General features: G+C 40.8%; 17 protein-coding genes. 10 read left to right on the top strand and 7 right to left on the bottom strand.

Going from position 1 to position 21,890, the window contains the following annotated elements; all coding sequences use genetic code 11:
• Positions 1 to 235 precede the first annotated feature (235 nt).
• A complete protein-coding gene (locus tag EKM69_RS12295; protein ID WP_164505877.1) occupies positions 236 to 412 on the top strand; it encodes a hypothetical protein in 177 nt (58 codons plus the stop codon).
• A gap of 611 nt (positions 413 to 1,023) precedes the next feature.
• Here the strand turns inward: EKM69_RS12295 and EKM69_RS06685 are convergent.
• Both EKM69_RS06685 and EKM69_RS06680 read right to left on the bottom strand, forming a co-directional pair.
• A complete protein-coding gene (locus EKM69_RS06685) occupies positions 1,024 to 1,779 on the bottom strand; it encodes an SDR family NAD(P)-dependent oxidoreductase (RefSeq protein WP_125709418.1) in 756 nt (251 codons plus the stop codon).
• Positions 1,780 to 2,159: 380 nt separating this feature from the next.
• Complete coding sequence (locus tag EKM69_RS06680) at positions 2,160 to 2,888, bottom strand: IclR family transcriptional regulator (RefSeq protein ID WP_125709416.1); 729 nt, start codon at positions 2,886 to 2,888, stop codon at positions 2,160 to 2,162.
• A 193-nt stretch (positions 2,889 to 3,081) separates the two neighbouring features.
• Here EKM69_RS06680 and EKM69_RS06675 point away from each other — a divergent pair, with 193 nt between their 5' ends.
• From EKM69_RS06675 to EKM69_RS06660, 4 genes are all read left to right on the top strand, one after another.
• A complete protein-coding gene (locus EKM69_RS06675) occupies positions 3,082 to 3,879 on the top strand; it encodes a hypothetical protein (protein WP_125709414.1) in 798 nt (265 codons plus the stop codon).
• A 611-nt stretch (positions 3,880 to 4,490) separates the two neighbouring features.
• Positions 4,491 to 5,234: an ABC transporter ATP-binding protein gene (locus EKM69_RS06670; protein WP_125709412.1), complete on the top strand. Its 744-nt coding sequence runs from the start codon at positions 4,491 to 4,493 to the stop codon at positions 5,232 to 5,234.
• On the top strand, positions 5,209 to 6,315 hold the full coding sequence (locus tag EKM69_RS06665) for an ABC transporter permease (protein ID WP_125709410.1): 1,107 nt from the start codon (positions 5,209 to 5,211) through the stop codon (positions 6,313 to 6,315). The genes EKM69_RS06670 and EKM69_RS06665 overlap by 26 nt, the downstream gene beginning before the upstream one ends.
• A 15-nt stretch (positions 6,316 to 6,330) precedes the next feature.
• On the top strand, positions 6,331 to 6,984 hold the full coding sequence (locus EKM69_RS06660) for a TetR/AcrR family transcriptional regulator (RefSeq protein WP_125709407.1): 654 nt from the start codon (positions 6,331 to 6,333) through the stop codon (positions 6,982 to 6,984).
• Positions 6,985 to 7,727: 743 nt separating this feature from the next.
• On the opposite strand, the gene EKM69_RS06655 is transcribed toward EKM69_RS06660, so the two are convergent.
• Entirely contained in the window at positions 7,728 to 9,122 is a 1,395-nt protein-coding gene (locus tag EKM69_RS06655) for an amino acid permease (RefSeq protein WP_125709406.1), read from the bottom strand.
• Between the two features lie 26 nt (positions 9,123 to 9,148).
• A complete protein-coding gene (locus EKM69_RS06650) occupies positions 9,149 to 10,561 on the bottom strand; it encodes an APC family permease (RefSeq protein ID WP_164505876.1) in 1,413 nt (470 codons plus the stop codon).
• A gap of 360 nt (positions 10,562 to 10,921) precedes the next feature.
• On the opposite strand from EKM69_RS06650, the gene EKM69_RS06645 reads away from it, so the two are divergent.
• Positions 10,922 to 12,610, top strand: a complete 1,689-nt coding sequence (locus tag EKM69_RS06645; protein ID WP_164505875.1) for a hypothetical protein — start codon at positions 10,922 to 10,924, stop codon at positions 12,608 to 12,610.
• A 209-nt stretch (positions 12,611 to 12,819) separates the two neighbouring features.
• A complete protein-coding gene (locus EKM69_RS06640) occupies positions 12,820 to 14,058 on the top strand; it encodes an NADH-dependent flavin oxidoreductase (protein ID WP_125709402.1) in 1,239 nt (412 codons plus the stop codon).
• Positions 14,059 to 14,068: 10 nt separating this feature from the next.
• Here EKM69_RS06640 and EKM69_RS06635 read toward each other — a convergent pair whose 3' ends face one another.
• The 3 genes from EKM69_RS06635 to EKM69_RS06625 form a co-directional block, all read right to left on the bottom strand.
• The gene (locus EKM69_RS06635; RefSeq protein WP_125709400.1) at positions 14,069 to 15,007 is read right to left on the bottom strand and encodes an AEC family transporter; all 939 of its coding nucleotides are present in this window, start codon (positions 15,005 to 15,007) and stop codon (positions 14,069 to 14,071) included.
• A gap of 172 nt (positions 15,008 to 15,179) precedes the next feature.
• Complete coding sequence (locus EKM69_RS06630) at positions 15,180 to 15,572, bottom strand: hypothetical protein (RefSeq protein ID WP_125709398.1); 393 nt, start codon at positions 15,570 to 15,572, stop codon at positions 15,180 to 15,182.
• Positions 15,573 to 15,801: 229 nt separating this feature from the next.
• Positions 15,802 to 17,181: an amino acid permease gene (locus EKM69_RS06625; protein WP_125709396.1), complete on the bottom strand. Its 1,380-nt coding sequence runs from the start codon at positions 17,179 to 17,181 to the stop codon at positions 15,802 to 15,804.
• A gap of 463 nt (positions 17,182 to 17,644) precedes the next feature.
• Between EKM69_RS06625 and EKM69_RS06620 the strand changes: the two genes are divergently transcribed.
• From EKM69_RS06620 to EKM69_RS06610, 3 genes are all read left to right on the top strand, one after another.
• Complete coding sequence (locus EKM69_RS06620; protein WP_125709394.1) at positions 17,645 to 18,919, top strand: esterase/lipase family protein; 1,275 nt, start codon at positions 17,645 to 17,647, stop codon at positions 18,917 to 18,919.
• A gap of 652 nt (positions 18,920 to 19,571) precedes the next feature.
• Positions 19,572 to 20,432, top strand: a complete 861-nt coding sequence (locus EKM69_RS06615; RefSeq protein WP_125709392.1) for a DUF3737 family protein — start codon at positions 19,572 to 19,574, stop codon at positions 20,430 to 20,432.
• Entirely contained in the window at positions 20,432 to 21,592 is a 1,161-nt protein-coding gene (locus EKM69_RS06610) for a MalY/PatB family protein (protein ID WP_125709390.1), read from the top strand. Before EKM69_RS06615 ends, EKM69_RS06610 begins: the two co-directional genes overlap by 1 nt.
• Positions 21,593 to 21,890 lie beyond the last annotated feature (298 nt).

Raw genomic sequence — 21,890 nt, 5'->3', positions numbered from 1 at the left:
GTCAAAGAAGGAATCTACTATTTTAATCATGTAGATAGATCAGAAACAATAAATGGCCATACCCCTGCGGAATACAGGAGAATGGCCATTTAAGAAGTATTCAATTTTTATATTATTTCAAATGTCAACTTGACAGGGACCAGCGCAGAATATGACCTGAGTTTTTTTATGGTGTATTAAACATCAGATTACTACAATTAAAAAAACAAATACTGTTATAATTGATTCCAAAAATATGGTATCTAATAAAATCCCCGAAAAAGAAGGCGACCAAATGTCTAAACCAGAATTTGATATCTCAAAATTAACTCCTAAAGCCCAAGCTAAACTAGAAGAGATCCGCAAAAAGCAGAATTTCAAGACACTAGAAGAAGCGGCAAACTATATGCGAGATTTTACAAATCGAAAGTAAGCCCAATCGGCGATATATAAAAGGATTAAACCAATCAAAATCAACCAACCGTTGATATTTTTTGGCATGATCTGAAAACCTACTAAGATGAAATATAGAACTCCTAAAACGGCGAGTTCGTAAAGAAATAATGTGTTGAGTTTTTTCATTTTTAACTCCTTAACGAGATTAGTTTATTATACTCGAAAATCGTTAAGTTTGCGGAGATGGAAAAAGACTCGGTGATAAGGTGGCTTGCTTGATGCAGGACTTATTGCTGAGTCTTTTTTTGGTTTTATTTATGTTACCTAATATTGGTATTTTCGATACTAAAATTTGCCTGATTTATAGTGGAAACGTACCTCGGGAGATAGGTAACACCGGTTAACTCGGGTGGTTGAGATGCTATTTTGGAAGAATAAAATAGAGCTACCCATTTTTTTTATTAAATTTGCAGCAAGTTGGATAGTGTTTTTTATTTTTATCCTCAAGGATGCTGAAACGAGTTCCGGCACACAGCGGCCTCCGGTTAACACAGGTGGTCGAGGCGCGGCTTCGCCGCACCTTGTTCGACCACCCGCGTTAATCCTCAGCAGCTACCCGTGTGCCTCCACTCTCTGCGCTCTCTGTATTTACTGAACAGGTTGACTACTCCATACTCCAAATCCAGCTGTGACAGGAATATTTTGTCCAGTAATAGATTTAGCTCCATCAGAAGCAAGGAAGTACATGGTTTGGGCGATGTCTTCTGGTTCGACTAGTTTGCGCATGGGACTGGCTTGAGTGAACTGATCGATTACTTCTTGAGGGTTTTGTTGGAACATTGGTGTGTTGGTTGGTCCAGGATTGATGTTGTTGGCACGGATGTTGTATTTTCCGTAATCCAAGGCCATTGATCTGACTAGATTTACAACGGCGCCTTTAGCTGCGTTGTAGGCAGCCATGTTGTAGTCGCCCATTAGTCCAGAAACAGAAGCGGTATTCAAAATAACACCTGATTTTTGCTTGATCATATCAGGAACGAAATTTTTTGACATTAAGTAGATCGATTTGACGTCGATATCCATGATCCGATCCCAATCGCTAGTTTTTACTTCGTGAATGGCACCACCGGTGAAAATTCCGGCGTTGTTGATGATCACATCCGCGTGATCAAAACTTGCTTTAGTTTGTTGGTATAGATTTTCGACTGATTTTTCATCGGAAACGTCTGTTTGAAAAAATTTTACTTGCTCATCAGAGTATCGTTGAGCTAATTTTTCAGCCTTTGCTTGGCCTAGTTCGAGATTGTAGTCAGCCATTGCTACATTCCAATTGTTTTTTAAGAAAAGTTCTGTTGCGGAAAGCCCCATTCCTGAGGCTGCACCTGTTATTACTACTGTTTTCATTTGGTTTTCTCCTTTTTGTTGACGATTTTGAAGGCGAGAGGTTAACGAACGTTTTCTGATTTATAGTGGAAACCTGATCTGAGTGGTGTTTGACTTCGTTTAACACATGTGTTGAGGTGCTTTTTAGTATGTATAAAATAGAGCTACCCATTCTTGTTGGATAAACTTGCAGTAAGTTGGATAGTGTCTTTTAGTTTTATCCTCAAGGATGCTGAAACGAGTTCCGGCACACAGCGGCCTCCGGTTAACACAGGTGGTCGAGGCACGGCTTCGCCGCACCTTGTTCGACCACCCGCGTTAATCCTCAGCAGCTACCCGTGTGCCTCCACTCTCTGTGTTAAAATCCTCAGCAGCTGACCAACCTCGCTGCGCTCTCTGCTCTAGAAATATTCATTAGTAATCTCCTGGCTACTTTTCATCAACATTTTAGAGATTTTAACCAACCCGGTTCGAGGTAGACTTTCGAATGTTCCTGATAATCCAAACGAGGCGATGACTTGATGATTTCGGTAGATCGGTACTGCTAGGCAGCGAATTCCTAAGCTACTTTCTTCATCGTCTAAGGCATAGCCTTTTTCTTCGATCACGTTTAAATTTCTTTGAAAAATCATGTGGTCACTCAAGGTGTATTTGGTCCCAATGTCGTAATGGAGATTTTCCAAAATTATTTCCTGCGTATCTTTAGGCAAAAAGGCGACTATAGCTTTTCCGAGTGCACTGAGATGGACCGGAGTTATGTTTCCGAGCACGCTGAACTCGCTGAAGTCATTTTTAACTGGGAATACTTGGGTGATGACCACGTTAGTATCTGACAAGATCCCGATGTAAGCTGTAGTGTTGAATTGCTCCAAAATGTCACGGGAAACCGGGATCGAAACAGGGTCAATGTTGACCGGCTTTTTTAAAAAACTGTTCGTGTGGTCCAACGAGTACAAGTGGTCGATCTTCTTAACTTGTTTTTCGTCTACCAAAGTTTGTAACAGCCGAAAAGTGGTCGATTTATTGAGTCCTAAATTGGCCGCAATGGTCGTCAGTGACTGGCCACTATGCTGATCGAGCGATTTTAAAATTTTTAAACCATTTCTGAGTGTTGATGATGAGGTAGTCATATTCTTCCTTCACTTTGTAAGATAATATTTTTTATGAAAACAGCCAAAACTATCCGAAAAATTTCATATAGTGAAACAACGATAGGTGTATCATTTATATATGTATAATTATATACAATTATTCTGTTGTAAAATGATGAAATATCGCATATTCTGAAGAGAAGTGTTACAGGATATTTTTGGAGGGAATCACATGAAAAAAATCAAATTTGCTGGGATCACAGCCGTTGCTTTGTTGGCCGTAGCCCCAGTTGCCACTTTTGCTACCACAGCTAATACTGCACAAGCTGGTTTGTTCGATGGAACTTTTACAGACCCTAATGCAGGTAAAAACGCTAACGCTGCTGTAGTTTCAACTATCAACAGCTTGACTGACCAAACTTATGATGAAAATAACCCAATGCCTATCACATCAAAATTCCAAGGTATTGCAGGATTAACTGAAAGTCACTTGGCAAGTTCACCGGTACAATTTTCTAGTCAAATCGTTAATATTAACAGCAGCATGGACGATGCTGCAACAACTGCTTTAGCTAACAGTGCTGGCCAAAAGTTGAAGATTTATGTTTCTGGTAATAACGTCAAGGCTGACATGCAAGATGCATATAAGAAGGGTAATGGTCGTTCATTCACCTTTACTATTACTGTTAAGAATGGTGAGAATACCGTTGCTACTAAGACTTTGACTTATACTAACAACACTAAGACAGATGCTGATGGTGGAACAACGACTAAGCCTACTTCAGCTTTGACTGAGATCACGGGATTGAATGGTTATAATGTGATTACGTTGAAGGGTTCTAGTTCACAGGTTTACCCATTGATCAGTGTTTTGGGTAAAAAATCGAACCGTGGTTTAGCTGGTTCTACTGATTGGTATACTGATAAGTCTGGTAAGGATGCTAATGGTGATACTTACTATCGGGTTTCTACTGATGAGTGGGTTAAGGCTGGCAATGATACTATTTTGTCTTCACGGGATTCTATTTAGGTGTTTGATTCGTCGGTCGGATGATCGGCGTATTTTTTTTGCAAAAATGTAAGAGAGTAGAGCGGACAGAGGCGTTTTGCTTGTGCTGGCGTTGGTGATTTTTGGTGGTTGGGGTGTTGTGGTAGTAGTTTGGATGCTACGTTCAATGCCGACTCCGGGGCCCGGGATACACACACTGGAACGCTGCCGGCTGAGGTGTGTATCCCGGGCCCCTCCGTCTAGATAGGACAATCCCCCCCCTTGTTTTGAGTTGGGGAATAGGTGCTTCCTAGTTTTATGCGCAAGATTTATTTTGTTTGAGCTCCGTGCTGTTTCTCGGTTCGCGGGACTGAAGCTCCGCTCATTTTGTTTCCTGGCTTACCTTTTGGTTGCAATCTTTTCTTTCTTTGTTTGTTGGATAAGATTTAATATTATTTTTTCTTCTTCTGCTTTCGCTTCTGGCTTGCGTGCTCGATTCTCTCGCACTCTCGCCTTTGTACTGACGTTTTATTTTTGATCTACCAACTTCCTCTTTTTTTGGGGAATTTTTTCTTGTTGACAACTTAAAATGGCCATTGTACACTTCACTTAAATACGTGAGTAACTATTTACTCACCTACAAGGAGGACAAGATGAAAGCTTCGGTAGTTTCGATGAAGAATGTTCTTAAAAAGTTCGGTGATCAAGTGGTTTTGGATGATTTTGACTTTGAGATCCAGCCAGGTAAGATTGTTGGTTTGATCGGTCCTTCTGGATCGGGGAAGTCGACGGTTATTCATATTTTGTTGGGTATGGAGAGTGCTCAAGCTGGTGAAGCTTTTGTTTTTGGGCAGTCGATGCCTGATCGTAAGTTGCTGAGTCGGATCGGTTATATGGCTCAGACTGATGCCTTGTATGAGCGATTGACTGGTCGGGAGAATTTGCAGTTTTTTGCTGAGATGAAAGGTGTGGATCCTGCTTTGGTTTCGGAGCAGATCGAGCATGTTTCTGCGGTGGTTGAGCTGGTTGATGAGTTGGATAAGAAGACTTCTGGATACTCTGGTGGGATGAAGCGTCGGCTTTCTTTGGCTATTTCTTTGCTTGGTAATGGGGATCTTTTGATTTTGGATGAACCCACTGTTGGGGTCGATCCTGCTCTTCGTCAAAGTATTTGGCGAGAACTTCATCGGCTTCGTGATCAAGGAAAGACAATTTTGGTTACTACTCACGTTATGGATGAGGCTGAGTTGGTTGATGATGTTGCGATGTTGATTGCTGGTAAATTACGCGAATATGGTCAACCTGATCAGCTTAAAAAGAAGTATCACGAAAGTACGATCGAGAATATCTTTTTAAAGGTGGAGAGTCAAAATGAGACGAACGTTAGCCATATCTAAACGAGTTACCTTGGAATTACTGCGTGATAAGAGAACTTTGATGTTGATGTTTTTGGCACCGATCTTGATTTTGATATTGATGAAATTAGTTTTTTCGGCTAATACTTCGGTCGATGTGAAAGTCGCAACGGTCAACGTTTCTGACGGACTAGTTCAACAGATCGATAAGATGAAGGGCGTAAAGGCCGTCAAATTTGATAGTAAAAAATCGGCTGAGAATAGTTTGAAGAATCAGCAGGTCGATGGGATCATTCAGTCGAAAAAAACTGATTTTTACGTTACTTATGCGAATACGGATCCTAGCAAAACAGCAGCTACTAAGGCAGCTTTGAATTCGTCGATCATGGTCAATAATGTGACCGAGCTAAAAAGAACTCTATCTAAAATTCAAAGTCAGTTGCCGATGCAGGCTAGTTCGTCTACGACTCAGCATGTTAAGCCTAAGATACACAATGATTATGTCTACGGTAATAGTAAGACTAATTTCTTTGATAAAATGTTGCCGATCTTAATGGGATTTTTCGTCTTCTTCTTTGTTTTTTTAATATCAGGTATGGCATTATTGAATGAACGGACTTCGGGAACTTTGGGACGTCTATTGGCAACGCCGGTTCGAAGAAGTGAGATCGTTTTCGGCTATATGCTGAGTTACGGCTTTTTAGCAATATTTCAGACGCTGTTGATCGTCTTGTTTACCGTCTATGGATTGGGTGTAGAGGTGGTCGGAAATATTTTTAACATCGTCATTGTCAATGTGATACTGGCTTTTGTAGCCTTGGCATTTGGGATCTTGATGTCGACCTTTGCTAAGTCTGAATTTCAAATGATGCAGTTTATTCCGATCATTGTTATTCCACAAATTTTCTTCTCGGGGATCATTCCTTTAGATACAATGGCACATTGGGTGCAAGTGATCGCATATATTTTGCCGTTGAAATATTCCGGTGAAGCGACGACTGCCATCGTGATGAATGGTGAAAATTTATGGTCGGTGATGTCACCAATTTTAGTTTTGATTTTGTTCTTGATCGTTTTGACAGCCTTAAATATTCGAGGTTTACGAAGATATCGGAAAGTTTAAAAAGGAGCTGATCTAGTGTCAGATGAATTAGTTAATCGTGATTTTAAAGCTTGGGTCGATTCAATGGAGATGCCAAAAGGGAAGCGACAAGTTATTTTGGCAGCGATGAAGTTGTTTTCGCAGCAAGGATTTGATGGCACTTCGACACAGCAACTTGCGCAAGAGTCTGGGATGAGCCAGGCGACTATTTTTAAGTATTTTAAGACGAAGGAAGATCTCTTGCGCTGGATCGTGACGCCGATCATTCAGAATGTTATGCCGGTTTACGTGGATGAGTTTAAGAATAAGCTTAGTCATAAAAAAGCCGATTTGCGGGAGCTGATTCATTTTATTGTTCGTGATCGGTATCAGTTTTTGCTTGATAATGATGAGGTGGCTTTGATCTTGATTTCTAGTTTTTTGACTAAGACTGAGATTCGTGATGAGTTTGCTGGGTTGCTTTCTGAACGGGGACCGGAGATGGTTGGTTTGTTTCGGTCGCTTTTGGATGGTACTGGTGAGGTTCGTGACGGGATTGATGTGGTTGCTGTTATGCGGATGATTATTTCGCAGGTTGTGTTTTATTTTTTGCAGACGGATCGGATGATGGTTGGGAAGAGTGCTTCGGAGATTGATTTGGATTTGAGCCGGATCGAGGATTTGATTTATTCGGCTGTTTGCTTTAGATAGATGTAAGAGAGTTTAGCGGACAGTGGCGTTTTGCTTGTGCTGGCGTTGGTGATTTTTGGTGGTTGTTGGGATAGAGGTAGTAGTTTGGTGTGGTGGTTCACTGCCGACTCCGGGGCCCGGGATACACACACTGGAACGCTGCCGGCATCGATTTGAACTACCCGAGAAGACCACTCGGGCATTTCAAATACGAGCCTTCCTCTAAGCTCCTTCGTCGCCAAGAGGAATCTGGCGGCTGAGGTGTGTATCCCGGGCCCCTCCGTCTAGATTGGACAATCCCCCTTTGTTTTGAGTTGGGGAATAGGTGCTTCCTAGTTTTATTGGCAAGATTTTTTCTGTTTGAACTCCTTGCTGCTTCTCGGTTCGCGGGACTGAAGCTCCGCTCATTTTGCTTCCTGGCTTACCTTTTTGTTGCAATCTTTTCTTTTTTTATTTGTTGGATAAGATTAAGTGTTATTTTTCCTTCTTTTGCTTTCGCCCTATGGCTTGCGTGCTCGATTCTCTCGCACTCTCGCCTTGGATTTGTGGTTGTATTCAAAAAAGATCATCCTTCACATTTTGTGAGAGATGAGCTTTTTATTTTGTCTTGTTTTGATTGTTTTGTTGGTGTTGCGCATTCTATTTTTATAGTGGAAACGAGCTCCAGGCGACAGCGGCCTCCGGTTTAGAAACTGTCAGCAGGCACGGCTTTGCCGCACCTTGGATGCTGACAGTCCCTAAATCCTCAGCAGCTACCCGTGCACCTACACTCTCTTTTTGTACAAGTTACTATGTCTATAACCATAACCAAAGTAAATCACCAATCCAATAGCTGTCCAAATGGCGAACATTTCCCAAGTGAAGGCTTGTAGTTGCACTAGCAGGTAGACGCAAGCTAGGAAGGCTACGATTGGGAAGAATGGGTATAGTGGTACTTGGAAGGCTGGTTCTAGGTCTTTTGTGTTTTTGTTTTTCTTTAGGAAGAGTACTCCTAGTGATGTTGCTGAGAAGGCTAACAGAGTTCCGATGTTTACTAGTTCGGTGATTTTGTCTAGTGGTAATACGGCTGCTACTGTTGCTGCTACTAGGCCGAATAGGATGGTTGATCCTGTTGGGATTCCGGCTTTGTTTAGGTTGTTTAGATTTTTTGGTAGTAGGCCGTCTCTGCTGATCGAGTAGATTAGTCTGGTTCCTCCGTAGACGATTACGATCAGTACGGTGGTCATTCCCATTACGGCTCCTAGTGAGATGATGCCGGCTGCCCAGTCTTGGTGTAGTACTCTTAAGGCGAAGGCTACGGGGTCGGATACGTTTAGTCTGCTGTATTTTACGGCTCCTACTAGTGCAAATGAGACTAGGCCGTATAGTACTGAAACTATTAGTAGTGATGCGATTATTCCAATCGGCATGTTTCGTTTGGGATTTTTTACTTCTTCACTGGCTGTGGAGACTACGTCAAAGCCTAAGAAGGCAAAAAACGCTATTGATGCTCCCTTGCCGATTCCTGTCCAACCGTATGGTAGTAGTGGATCAAAGTTTTTTGGTTGGAAGAAGAATAGTGCTACTACTACGAACAATAGGATTACGAATATTTTTACGTAAACCATGATCGTGCTTACTCTGACTGATTGTTTTAATCCTTGTAGAGTTAATACTACTACTAGAAAAACTACGATGAAGGCGATCAAGTCGAAGCGTCCTGCTGGATTGCCGGCTGTTCCGGTGGCTGATTGTAAGGCCTTTGGTAAGTGGATGCCAAAGCCGGTCAGTAGGTTTCTAAAATAGGCCGACCAACTTACGGCAACAGATGAAGTGGCGAATAAATATTCGGCCACTAGCGACCAACCGATGATCCAGGCGATGAACTCCCCGTAAATAGTATAGGCATAAGTGTATGCACTACCCGCCAAAGGGATCGTTGATGAAAATTCTGAGTAGCAAAAAGCTGCACCAATACAAACTACGGCGGCTAGTAAATATGTAAAAATAACCCCCGGTCCGGAATAATTGGCAGCGATAATACCAGGTGTGATAAAGATCCCAGCACCAACGATGACCCCAACACCCATGATGATCAAATCTTTAGCGTTTAGCGAACGGGTCAGTTTTTTATTAGACTGAAGGGCCGAAACGACGTCCTTTTTTTCGAATAAATGCATAATGTGCCTCCTATAAGACAGTGATCCTAATCCTCTGTAGCTAGTAAACTCTTTCGATGTCCGTACATAAAGTAAACTACTAAACCGATAGCAGTCCAGACACCGAAGATTTCCCAAGTAAATAATTGTAAGTTAGCTAGTAAATAAGCACAAGCTAAAAATGAAACGATGGGAAAAATTGGGAATAGCTGTACTTGAAAGGCGTGATCGAGATCGCGAGTATTTTTTCCCTTTCGCAAGACGATAACACCGATCGATGTGATAGCAAAAGCATTTAACGTTCCAACGTTAACTAATTCAGCGATTTTGTCGATCGGCAAAACAGCTGAGGCAAAGGCGGAAACGAGGCCGAATAATACGGTACTAGTTGTTGGAACGTGTTTCTTGTTGATCTGGTGGAGATTTTTAGGTAAAAGTCCGTCACGACTGATCGAGTAGATCAAACGTGTTCCTCCATAAATTACCACGATCATAACCGTTGTCATACCCATGATGGCACCAAGTGAGATGATCCCAGCTGCCCAATTTTGGTTAAGGTATTTTAACGCGAAGGCTACGGGGTCGGCAACGTTCAACTTAGTATATTTGACGGCGCCAACTAATGCAAAACTTACTAATGCGTATAGCGCTGAACAAATCAATAATGACGAAATAATCCCGATCGGCATCGTCTTTTTCGGATTTTTAACTTCCTCACTGGCGGTCGAAATGATATCGAAACCAACGAAAGCGAAGAAGGCGACCGAAGCACCTTTACCAATACCACTGACACCGTAAGGCAAAAATGGTTTGAAGTTGGCAGGTTTGATGTAGAACAAGGCGATCGCTACGAATAAGAAAATAACGACCAACTTGACGACGACCATGATGGTATTCAAACGAACCGATTCGTTCAGACCTTGTAATAGTAAAAAGGTGATCAGTAAGACAACGACGAAGGCAATCAAGTCAAAACGACCGCCTGGATTTCCTGGTGTCCCCGGAGCTGATTGCAAGAAGACAGGTAGTTTGAGCCCAAATCCTTCCAATAAACTACGGAAATAAGCTGACCAGCTGACAGCTACGGTTGCACCGGTGAACATGTATTCTGATAATAAAGCCCAACCGACGAACCAAGCGATGATCTCACCAAAAGTTGAATAGGCGTAAGTATAAGCACTACCAGCTAATGGTATCGAAGATGAAAACTCTGAATAACAAAAGGCGGCACCAGCACAAACTAATGCGGCCAAAATGTAAGTAAAAATTACTCCTGGGCCGGCGTAATTGGCAGCAATGATACCAGGTGTGATGAAAATACCAGCACCGACAATAACTCCGATTCCCATAATGATGAGGCCCATTGGGCCGATGGTACGTTGTAAAGTTGGCTTTTCCAATAAAGCCGCTTTTACATCTTTCCTTCTAAACAGGGATTTAATCAAGCAATCCCCCTCCATTCTGTAACTAGGAACTTAATAATTCTCCAGTGATTTTTTTATAAATAATCCAAGCAAATCACGGTCTGCCCTCTGCCTCATCTTGGAATTCTTTAAGGTTAAATTATATCACATGTTAATGAGTAGATTATTAAAAATAACGAATCAATTAAAGATTAAATATTGTAATATCAACGGTCTAGACAAAATTTATTATTAAAGAAATCGCTTTCAAAACTTAAATATGACCTTATTTAAGAAAAAATCATTCATAAATGACAAACTTGATTCTCGGAAATTGGGGGAATTGATTAATTTGTGAGTGATATTTTATAGTTATATCAATAATCAATAATTCAAATGATGGAAAGGCAGAAGCCATTGACTAAAAAACAAAAATACATTTTATGGGCTGTCGATGCACTGTTGCTGATCTTGATCATCTATCCTATTTTTTTAGGTGGTCTGGTCGGCGGTTATGATCCCGGCTTTCACATGGCTCGTATCAGGACACTGGCTTCAAATATTGCTAGTGGCCATTTTCCTAATCCTATCGGTTTTGAATATTTGCATCATTTAGGATACGGAGTCGGCTTTTTCTACGGTAATTTCTTGCTCTATCCTTTTGCTTTGATCCGTTTGATGGGGCTGAGTTTATATCACACTTATATTTTGTATATCGTCATTTTTGTTGGCTTGAATATTTTTTCGATCAATTTTGTCACGGACCGCTTGTTCCACAATTGGTGGGCGACGTTAGTTTCGGGACCACTATATTTGAGTTCATATTATTTCATTACGGTAATCTACACTCGGGCAGCCATTGGTGAACTGACGGCGTTTGCTATTATTCCTCTGGTGATCTTGAGCTTATTCAAGATGTTCGATGGTGAAGTTAAATACTGGTGGCTTTTATTCATTTCGCTGGCGTTATTATTAGTCAGTCATATTTTGTCATTTTTAATTATTTTAGGAGCCATCATCTTGATCGTTTTGATGAATATCAAAGCGATGACCAAAAATCACCAAATATTCTGGGCTTTTTGCAAGAGCGCTATTTCTTTTTTAGGGATCACGGCTGTCTTTTTATTGCCATTCTTACAGCAATACGCTACGCAAAAATATCTTAGTACCGCTACTGATCGCTTCGGCAACTACTTAGTGTTAGTTTATGCTTCAGGTATGGACAATAAGTACTTTGATCCCGAACAGTTCATTAGTATGAATGGCTCATTGATCGTCGCCTTATTGATCTTTGCGGTCGGTTATTACATTTTCAAAGAAAAATGTCGGATTTTCCACAATAAAATTATTGCCCAGTCGTTAGTCGTCATCATTTTATTCGGCTCATTTTTAGTTTCCTACAGCTGGGTAAAATTTGCCGTAAGTATTTTTAAACCATTTGTTTTGTTGCAAGTTATGAGTCGGGTCGATGTCGTTGTCTTGCCATTGATCACGTTAGTTGTCGCCAGTGCTTTAGGTGAATTGTTGAGTAAAGCAGGGAACTTTAAGTTGCCATTGACTACGGTCTTTTTGGCAGTTGTCGCAATGATAACAGTGGCCTTTCCGATCAAGGAAAACCTTCAAAATGTGTCGACGCGTGCGCAAGATATTTATACCTTAAGTGTCAGCATGGGTGAGTATGAGCCAAGAGACTTTGAACGTTATAACGCTAGTCAAGATTATCAAGTTACTCCGAAAAAATTAGCTAAATCACAAGGATATTCAATTATCTCGGATAATCATCATGAGGCAGAAGTAGCTTTTGAAAAGGCTCGTCCTGGACAAGTCGTCATGTTACCACGGTTGAATTATCGTGGGTATCAAGTGGAATTTAGTTATAATGGAAAAATTGTTAAGCAAGCTGCTATTAGTAAAAATGGGTTGGTTGCTGCTAAATTGCCGGGTGATTTTCACCGTGGTGTGATCCGAGTTAGTTATCACCTGACTTCTTTGGCCATTGTTGGTTGGGTAGTTAGTTTGATCAGTTTAGTGGTACTGGTTTTGGCTCGGATTCGGATACCGGTTTATAAGCATTCTGGTCATCGCTGGTGGATGATCGGTCGGTAGTTTGGGCTTAGTTTTAGATTTATTGTTGCTGAGTTTTGGACTTTTTTGTCTGGGACTTGGTTTTTTTGTTGTGTTTTTGGTTTTTCTCGTAATGATGCTGAAACGAGTTCCGCTCTCTGTGCTTATAGGCACTTTAAAGTACGTACTTATATTATTTTCTATTCACAACTACAATGACCTTGTAAATTTTTTTAAGTGAGGTTATGTATATGAGTAAGGAATATAATTTTTTAAAGCCATTTACTTTTAAGAATGGTGTGACTGTGAAAAATCGGATCGTTATTCCTCCTATGACTGAGGCTGCTGCTTTGGAGAATGGAGCCGTTTCTCGCGATGAGCTTCGTTACTTTGATATCCATACTGGTGGTGTGGGGATGTTTATTGTTCCGGTTATGAATGTTTCTGCTGATGGTAAGGGATTCGAGGGTGAGCCTTCGGTCGCTGATGATAAGTTCATGCCTGGTTTGAAAAAATTGGCCAATACTGTTAAGCAAAATGGTACAAAAGCTATTTTACAAATTTTCCATGCTGGTAGAATGTCCAATTCCAAGATCTTGCGAGGGGTTCAACCTGTTTCGGCTAGTCCAGTGGCAGCGTTGCGTCCTAATGCGGAAACTCCAAGAGAGCTTTCTAATGACGAGATCGAACAAATCATTGAAGACTTTGGCCAAGCTACTCGCAGAGCCATTCAAGCTGGTTTTGACGGGATCGAATTGCACGGTGCCAATACTTACTTGATGCAACAATTTTTCTCACCACACTCTAACCGAAGAACTGATAAGTGGGGCGGTAGTCTGGAAAACAGAATGCGTTTTGCTCTCGAGATCATTAAGCGGGTCAACGAAAGCGTTGAAAAATACGCTGATGACAAGTTCATCGTTGGTTATCGTATTTCTCCTGAGGAAATTGAAGAACCAGGAATTCGTTTGGAAGATACCTTAAAGTTCATCGATGTCCTTGCTAATGAAAAAATCGACTATCTTCACGTATCTATGGGCTATGCATTGAGAACGTCGCTTAATAACAAGTCAGATAACGAACCGATCATTCAAAAGATCAAAGAAACAGTCAATGCCCGTCTACCTTTGATTTCAGTCGGATCGATCGAGACTCCTGCTGATGCTGAAAAAATTATCGACAACGGTATCGACTTCGCTGCGATCGGCCGAGAGTCTATCCGTGAACCAAACTGGGTCCAAAAAGTCGAATTAGGTCAAGAAGACTCGATCAGATATAAACTATCCTTGACCGAGTTAGATCAATTAGGTATCAATTCTACTTTCTTAGACTTTTTGCATCAATTGAATGCTGACCTTCATCTGGAAGGTTCAGATCAACCTAAAGATAACTTTGCTGAACAATTAGGTGGAGTAGAAGGTAACAATAATATTCAAAAAAATAAGGCAACGTTCAAATTTTTTACATTTGAGCGTTGCCTTTTTGTTTGATTTGAAAAAATTATTTTATGATCATCATTAAAATTGGTACGACGATCAAACTTAAGAGGGTAGTTTCTGTAACCATGATAGCAGCGTAATCAGAATCAGCACCGTATAACCGGGCCACAACAGGGGCGTTGGTCATTACTGGCATGGCTGACTGGATGATGAAGACTTGTTTCATCAATGATGGGCCAGGGATGAAGATGAATAAGATCGACATCAAAACTGGAGCCATGATGAAACGTCCAAATAAAATACCCAGGTTGTCCTTGTGGAAACTGACGTTGGTAAGTCCCGCGTGGGCAATCGAAATACCGATAAAGATCATTGATAGAGGGATGGTCAAATTACCGAGATATTCAAAATCGGTCATTAAAAATCCTGGTAGGTTAATGTTCATGACTACCAAAATTAGACCAATAATGAAACCAAGTAGTGGTGGTGAAAAAACCTTCCCCAAAGTTTTTTTCAGACTGAACTTAGCGGCTTTTTCACCATCGGCTTGGATCAAGTAAGTACCTAAAGTCCAGAAGAAAGTCGTGTTAGCCATGTAGTAGACCAACACGTAAGGCAAACTCTTCGTCCCAAATAAGGCCATGTTAACTGGCAATCCAACGAAGACGGTATTGGAATTGAAGAACATGGATGAGAACAATCCTCGTTTACCTTTTTCGATATGTAGCACTTTGATCATGATCCACGAGATCCCAATCAAAATGGTCATTGAAAGCACCGGAATGGCCAGATCTGGCAGCAGTTTGACTAATTTTTTTGCTGTAAAATCATGCGTGATCGTATAGATCATATAAGTAGGCAAAGCTACTTGCGTAACGATCTTAGCAATCAAACTAGTAGCTTCATCTGAGAACCAACCCCGTTTAGCTAAATAGTAACCAACAGCGATCAGCCCAATGATGATCAGAATACCTTGAACACTTTGGACAAAAACACCCATAAAAAAACTCCCTATCAAAAATTGTATAGTCCCTATGTTACGCTTTTCAAAATCTAAATGGAGTCTTTTTTAATAATTTTCTAATAAAAAATATGAATGTAGAATTGGTGGAAAATAAAAAAAGACTCCAAGAAGGAATCTTTTTCAGAATCTGCTTTTGACTAATTTTATTTTAGTAGTGACCTGTTTGGAATTCACTATCACGGACGTCCCAACCGCTGACCCATTCGTTAGTGGATACACGGTAGTATTTAGTAGTTACACCGTTTTCGTTTGGAGCCGTCTTGTATTTATCTGTATGCCACCAAGTACCATTTTGGACTGAACGTGTAGTTGAAATGACAGGATCATCGCCGACAAAGTTGAATAGACGAACGACTTGGCCATGTCTGTGTTGAATTACACGAATGCTTCCATTAACAGGAGTAACAGTACCAATAGGAATATCAAAATTACTTGCAGCTTCAACATTTTGTGCCTCGCTAAATTGAGCAGCAGCGCCAATACCTGCTGTAAGCATTGATACTGAGACAAGTGAGGCAGCTAAAATTTTTGAAAATTTCATAAATATAAATCCCCCTATATATTTTATAAAAATATTTATATTCTTATTGTAACATTTAAAGTTAACGATGGAAGGGGATTGAATAAACGAAACGATGCGAAATTTCACGGATCAGTCAAAATATTGGCGGAAGCTTGAAATGACAACGCATTTGGCGACTTTAAAAATGTTTTTTCCAAAAAATAAACGAAAGAAAAATCTCCGACTTAAAAAGCCGAAGATCAGTTAATTATTTTGCTTTACGGGCTTGAAATTTTTCACGGATGAAGTAGAAACAGGTCATGAAGACTAAGAAGACCACACCGATCATTAGTGAGATGGTCGTTTCTGGATTCAAGAACATGAAAATCAAGATGACTAGTAATGCCGCAATCGATAAGTAGTTACTTAATGGATATAAAGGCATTTTGAACGGATGGTTCTTCATCTTATCTTTGTTGAGCCTTCTAAAGTGTAGCTCACTGAATAGGATAACGAACCAAGGCACCATACCAGGTAGGACACTGGAACTGTAGACGACCACGAAGACGTCACTAGGTGTGTGGAACAAGACTGGTAATAAGAAGTTGATGATCAAACCAATCAAAATACCTAATGAGATCGTAATAACAGCGATGTATGGAACACCGTGTTTAGAGATCTTCTTGAATGACTTAGGCAAGTTGTTTTGCAGTCCGAGTGTATAGAGCATTCGACTGGCACTAAACATACCGGAATTACATCCGGACAATGCGGCTGTCAAAACAACGAAGTTAATGATTTCAGCCGCAAAGGTGATCCCGACCTTGGCAAAAGTCTCGGTAAATGGTGAACCCATCGTACCTAGCTTGTTCCAAGGATAAATCGAAACGATAACAAAAATAGCACCAATATAAAAAATCAAAATTCTACCAACGATCGTTCTGATCGCGTGAACAATACTACTTTGAGGATTTTCAGCCTCACCCGCAGTGATACCAATAACTTCGATACCTTGATACGAGGCCACTACGATCGATAAGGCGAAAATAAATCCTTTAATACCTCCGGTGAAAAAGCCGCCGTTAGTCCAAAGATTACTAATGCCTACAGGGTGTCCGTTATTACCAACACCGAATAAGATAACGAGCAGTCCCATGATGATCATGAAGATAATAGTAAGAACTTTGATCATGGAGAACCAAAATTCCATTTCACCGTAGGCCTTAACTGAAGTTAGATTAGCTAAACAGAGCGTCAAAACAACGACCACTCCGACGACCCATTTAGGAAGATCAGGCCACCAAAATTCCAAGTAAGTTCCAACGGCGATAACCTCACTAATACCAACAACTAACCACTGGAAAACGTTACTCCAAGCAGTAATATATCCGACAACCGGATGAATGTATTCAGAACCAAATTTAGCAAATGAGCCTGTCGAAGGATCCGTATAGATCATCTCTCCGAGAGCCCGCATAACCATGTATAGAATAAGACCAGCAATTGCATAAGCAATCAAAACTGAAGGCCCAGTCCACTTAATAGTAGAGGCTGACCCCATGAATAAACCAACACCGATTGTCCCACCAAGGGCAATCATCTGCATTTGACGAGCTGATAAACTTCTATTTAAAGATTTATCTTCCAAGAATGTACCGCCTTTCATAACTCCATTTGTTCAAAAAAGCTAAACATGTGTTGTGATACTCGAAACAATCATACTATAAAAAACGTCCCAAATCTTCTAATTTCACCTTTTATTAGAAAATAATTAAAACGTTTACAAAATATATAATATCATTCTATTTTCAAAAAAGGAGAAATTTTTCACCCGTTTATCGTAATTGGATATTTGATAAATATATCATAAAACTTAAATATAATGATTATTTAGTAAAATAATTTAAAGATATTTATCAAAAAATGGATGTCAAAATATTCAACTTAATTTCCATTAAAAAAAAGTTTAATAGGCAAAATACCCCAAATTCAGGCTTTTTAGGGTGACATAACGACGCTACATAATATTATTTCTCTGTAAGCGTTTACACAAGACCGATTTATTTGCTAAGATAAAACCATTCAACATTTTGCGTTATAGGAGGGGAACCATGAAAAAATTTAGTTTTGCCTTTATACTGTTTTTATTCACTGGTGTAATTACACTCTTCGGTTTCAATGAACAAGCCGATGCAGCCAACGCTTACCCAGTAGTTTTCGTCCATGGCTTAAATGGCTATGGCGAAAAAGAGATCCCCAGCTTCCCATACTGGGGAGGACGCTCCAACAATATCGTTCAGTTGCTGAACCAAGAATATGGGGACGGTACGGCCTATGAAGCAGTCGTCAGCCCTTACGGTAGTGACTGGGACAGAATGTGTGAACTTTATGCCTACTTAAAAGGAGGCACTGTTGACTACGGGATCGCCCATTCACAAAAATACGGTCACGCAAGATATGGCCGGACTTATCCTGGGATCTATCCACAATTAGACGACACGAACAAAGTGCACATCATCGGACATTCCATGGGTGGCCAAACGATCCGTGACTTCGATTCCATGCTCAGAAATGGTAACCAAGAAGAAATTGCTGCCAGCCAAAATAATGGCGAGCAAGTCAGTCCGCTTTTTGCCGGTGGTCACAACTGGTTACAATCAGTTACATCTATTGCCGGAGTCCACAACGGAACACCACTAACTAATTCACCAATCAACGAAGTAGTCAGAGACGTCATCAACACCGGAAACTTGTTAGGAGTATCCTTGCCAAGAGATTCCACAACCTTAAAACCACAAGCAACAGATTACAAACTAGATCAATGGGGACTAGTCAGAAAACAAGGAGAAAGCTTAGCCAAGTTCAACCAAAGAGTAATCAACAGCAAAGCTTGGACATCACACGACAACTCCATCTACGACCTATCAATCAACGGAGCCAACCAGATAACTCAAAGAACTGACCTATCACCAAACGAGTACTACTTCACCTATGCCGGAAATGCCACAAAACAAAGCCTAACCGGCAGAGCCGAACCAATCAAAGGCATCGCCCCATACTTCAGCATCGGAGCAGCCTACATCGGCAACCAAGGCAACGACCCAAACTGGTGGCCAAGCGACGGCTGTGTACCAGTAATCTCAGCCAAAGCCCCAATAGGCCAAGCAGCTCAACCAGACCAAACAACCGAAAACGGCCCATTCGAATACTCAAACACAGACAAAGCCGTCAAAGGAGTCTGGCAATACAATGACCCAGTCCAAGGCTGGGATCACAACGACTTCGTAGGCCTAGACGTAACCAAAAACAGAGACAAGAAAAACGCCCAAAAAGTCCAAACCTTCTACGAAGACCTATTCATCAAACTAAGAGGACTAAGTGCCTAACTTCCAAACAAAAGAAACAAACCAAAGTTCGAGAAAAAGCATTCCTAACCTAAAAAATAAAAGGTGGGAATGTTTTTTGTTTTCAATTAAGAAGAGCAAATAAAGACTGGGATGAAAAGCAAAGAGCCAAAAGAAGTGAAGATTATTAATTGTAGGACAAGGACCAGCGAAGCGAAGTCCAGAGATGGAAACAGAAGAAGAAATAAGAATTGAGATATTTGGGGATCAGGAAAAAGCAGCAGGAAAAAGAGCATGTGAACCATTTAGCATAGCGAAGCAATGCTAACCACCAAAAGAAATCGGTAATCAAACATAGCAAGTCTCAAAGAAAAAACTAGGAAGCACTACCTAAAACTTAACAAAAAAACAGTTTGTCGAAAAACCTAGGCGGAGGGGGTCGGGGATACAGCCCTCAGCCGCCAAATTCTTGTTGGCGATTTTATCGCCTACAAGAAGACTCGTATTTGAGATCGTCGAAGTGGTCTACTTCGAGGAGCTCAAATCGATGTCGTGAGCCAGCGTTCCAGCGGCTGTATCCCCGACCCCCGGAGCCGGCCTCTCAACCTCCAACAAAAATATCACCACAAACCCTTGCCTTCCACCCCACTTTAAGGTGTTTAATCAAATATGAAAGCAGGAGGAAGACAAACAAATGAAAGAATATAAAAACGACTACTACGATGGCAAGCGCCCCCTTTTCCAAGCAAAAGATACCAACATCATCAACACAACCTTCGGAACCGGTGAATCACCCCTAAAAGAAAGCCACAACATCAACCTAGACGGCAGCATTTTTACCTGGAAATATCCACTTTGGTACAGCAAACACGTAAAAGTAACGAACACGATTTTTGAAACGATGTCTCGTTCAGGTATTTGGTATACCGACGATATCTCAATTAAAGACAGCACATTACAAGCTCCAAAATTATTTAGAAGATGTAATGACGTTGACCTACAAAATGTTCACTTCGCTGATGCTGAAGAAACGCTCTGGACTTGTAAAAATATCAAGCTAGACAATGTTCAAGCACACGGCGATTACTTCGGTATGAACAGTGAAAATATCCGCATCGACAACTCTAGTTTTGTTGGCAATTACATCTTCGATGGTGCGAAAAACATTGAAGTTCACAACTCAACTTTTGTCTCCAAAGATGCTTTTTGGAACTGTGAGAATGTGACAATCTACGATTCTGTCATTAATGGTGAATATTTAGCTTGGAATACCAAGAATATTCGCTTCGTAAATTGTACAATTGAAAGTGATCAGGGACTTTGTTATATCGATGATCTCAAAATGGAAAACTGCAAGTTGTTGCGGACTGACCTCGCTTTTGAATACTGTTCAAACATTGATGCCGAGATCAATTCTGACATCATGAACGTCAAAAATCCGATCAATGGTAAGATCCATGCTCAATCAATTGGCCAAATTATTTTTGATGATGACGACATCGATTCAACAAAGACTGAAATAACTCTTGCAGATGAGAAGGAGAAATCAATCTAATGTACGATTTTGAAAAGACTATCGACCGCCGCAAAACTGATTCCATCAAATGGGATATCAAGGAAAATGAACTACCAATGTGGGTTGCTGACATGGACTTTCAAGTGGCCCCAGAGATCGTTGATGCGATCAAGCAAAAAGCCGACCAGAAAGTATTTGGCTATGAACAACCACATGAGGACTATTTCAATGCCGTAGCTGATTGGTACGAAACGGAACATCATTTCCGTCCTAAGACAGAATGGATGCTATTTTGTACAGGAGTAGTTCCTTCAATTTCATCCATGGTCAGACGCTTGAGTAATGTTGGCGACAACGTGCTCGTTCAAGCGCCAGTCTATAATGTTTTTTACAACTCGATCGTCAATAATGGACGTCACGTATTATCAAATGACCTCAAATTTGATGGCGAAGGCTACCGGATCGACTTCAAAGACCTTGAAGAAAAGATGGAGCAACCTTTAACGACTTTGATGATTTTGTGTAATCCTCATAATCCAGTTGGCAAGATCTGGTCAAAAGACGAATTAACGAAGATCGCTGAACTAGCTAAAAAACATCACGTGATCATTATTAGCGATGAGATCCACGGTGACATTACCTTTACTGAATACGGCTATACAACGATGGTCTCATTACCAGAGGACTTGATCCAAAATGTCGTTGTCAGCGTCTCGCCAAGTAAGACTTTCAACGTGGCTGCCATTCACGCTGCGACAGTCATTGTGCCTAACGAAAATTTACGCAATATCGTCGACCGTGGCATCAATTCGGATGAACTCGGTGAACCCAATAGTTTTGCTATCCCAGCATCGATTGCTGCCTATACACAAGGTCATAAATGGCTAGCAGAACTCAAAGAAAAATTGACTAGCAACCGCGAATTAGTCGAAGACTTCGTGAAGGAAAATATTCCCGAAGTCAAAGTGATCAAATCTGAAGCAACTTACTTACTTTGGATCGACTGCCAAAATATCACCGACGATTCAGGAGAACTCCAAAAATTCATTAGAGAAGACACCGGATTGTACCTTAATGCCGGAAATGTTTATCGTGGCGATGGAAATAAATTTTTAAGAATGAACATTGCTTGTCCGACCGATAATGTCAGGGATGGACTAAGTCGTTTACAAAAAGGTATCCAAGATTTTCAAAAATAAGCCTTGACTTTTTTTAAAATCGTTTTAAACTAAACAGTAATTTAATTAAATAAATTTTAATTTAGACGTTGAAGAGAAGAGTAGATCGTCGAGTATCTGACAAAGTGACCGCTGATGGTGAGAAGGCGGACAGAGAAAACCTTTCGAACATGAGCTCTGAGTCTTAACTTTCGGTGTAAGCTGAAATTACGCAAGGATGCGATATCATCCCGGATTTCTTAAGGAATCGTTGAGGTAGACCTAGTCTACGAATTGGGGTGGTACCACGACCACATCGTCCCCATGTTGGCATAATGCT

The organism is Companilactobacillus zhongbaensis, from assembly GCF_003946515.1.
In the GTDB taxonomy this organism is placed as follows: Bacteria; Bacillota; Bacilli; order Lactobacillales; family Lactobacillaceae; genus Companilactobacillus; species Companilactobacillus zhongbaensis.
This window is presented reverse-complemented; position numbering and strand designations above follow the sequence as displayed.

Bases quoted from the DNA above. Each gene is read 5' to 3' on its own strand.
- EKM69_RS12295 (WP_164505877.1), top strand. From the start codon at position 236: ATGGTATCTAATAAAATCCCCGAAAAAGAAGGCGACCAAATGTCTAAA.
- EKM69_RS06685 (WP_125709418.1), bottom strand. From the start codon at position 1,779: ATGAAAACAGTAGTAATAACAGGTGCAGCCTCAGGAATGGGGCTTTCC.
- EKM69_RS06680 (WP_125709416.1), bottom strand. From the start codon at position 2,888: ATGACTACCTCATCATCAACACTCAGAAATGGTTTAAAAATTTTAAAA.
- EKM69_RS06675 (WP_125709414.1), top strand. From the start codon at position 3,082: ATGAAAAAAATCAAATTTGCTGGGATCACAGCCGTTGCTTTGTTGGCC.
- EKM69_RS06670 (WP_125709412.1), top strand. From the start codon at position 4,491: ATGAAAGCTTCGGTAGTTTCGATGAAGAATGTTCTTAAAAAGTTCGGT.
- EKM69_RS06665 (WP_125709410.1), top strand. From the start codon at position 5,209: ATGAGACGAACGTTAGCCATATCTAAACGAGTTACCTTGGAATTACTG.
- EKM69_RS06655 (WP_125709406.1), bottom strand. From the start codon at position 9,122: ATGCATTTATTCGAAAAAAAGGACGTCGTTTCGGCCCTTCAGTCTAAT.
- EKM69_RS06650 (WP_164505876.1), bottom strand. From the start codon at position 10,561: ATGGAGGGGGATTGCTTGATTAAATCCCTGTTTAGAAGGAAAGATGTA.
- EKM69_RS06640 (WP_125709402.1), top strand. From the start codon at position 12,820: ATGAGTAAGGAATATAATTTTTTAAAGCCATTTACTTTTAAGAATGGT.
- EKM69_RS06635 (WP_125709400.1), bottom strand. From the start codon at position 15,007: ATGGGTGTTTTTGTCCAAAGTGTTCAAGGTATTCTGATCATCATTGGG.
- EKM69_RS06630 (WP_125709398.1), bottom strand. From the start codon at position 15,572: ATGAAATTTTCAAAAATTTTAGCTGCCTCACTTGTCTCAGTATCAATG.
- EKM69_RS06620 (WP_125709394.1), top strand. From the start codon at position 17,645: ATGAAAAAATTTAGTTTTGCCTTTATACTGTTTTTATTCACTGGTGTA.
- EKM69_RS06615 (WP_125709392.1), top strand. From the start codon at position 19,572: ATGAAAGAATATAAAAACGACTACTACGATGGCAAGCGCCCCCTTTTC.
- EKM69_RS06610 (WP_125709390.1), top strand. From the start codon at position 20,432: ATGTACGATTTTGAAAAGACTATCGACCGCCGCAAAACTGATTCCATC.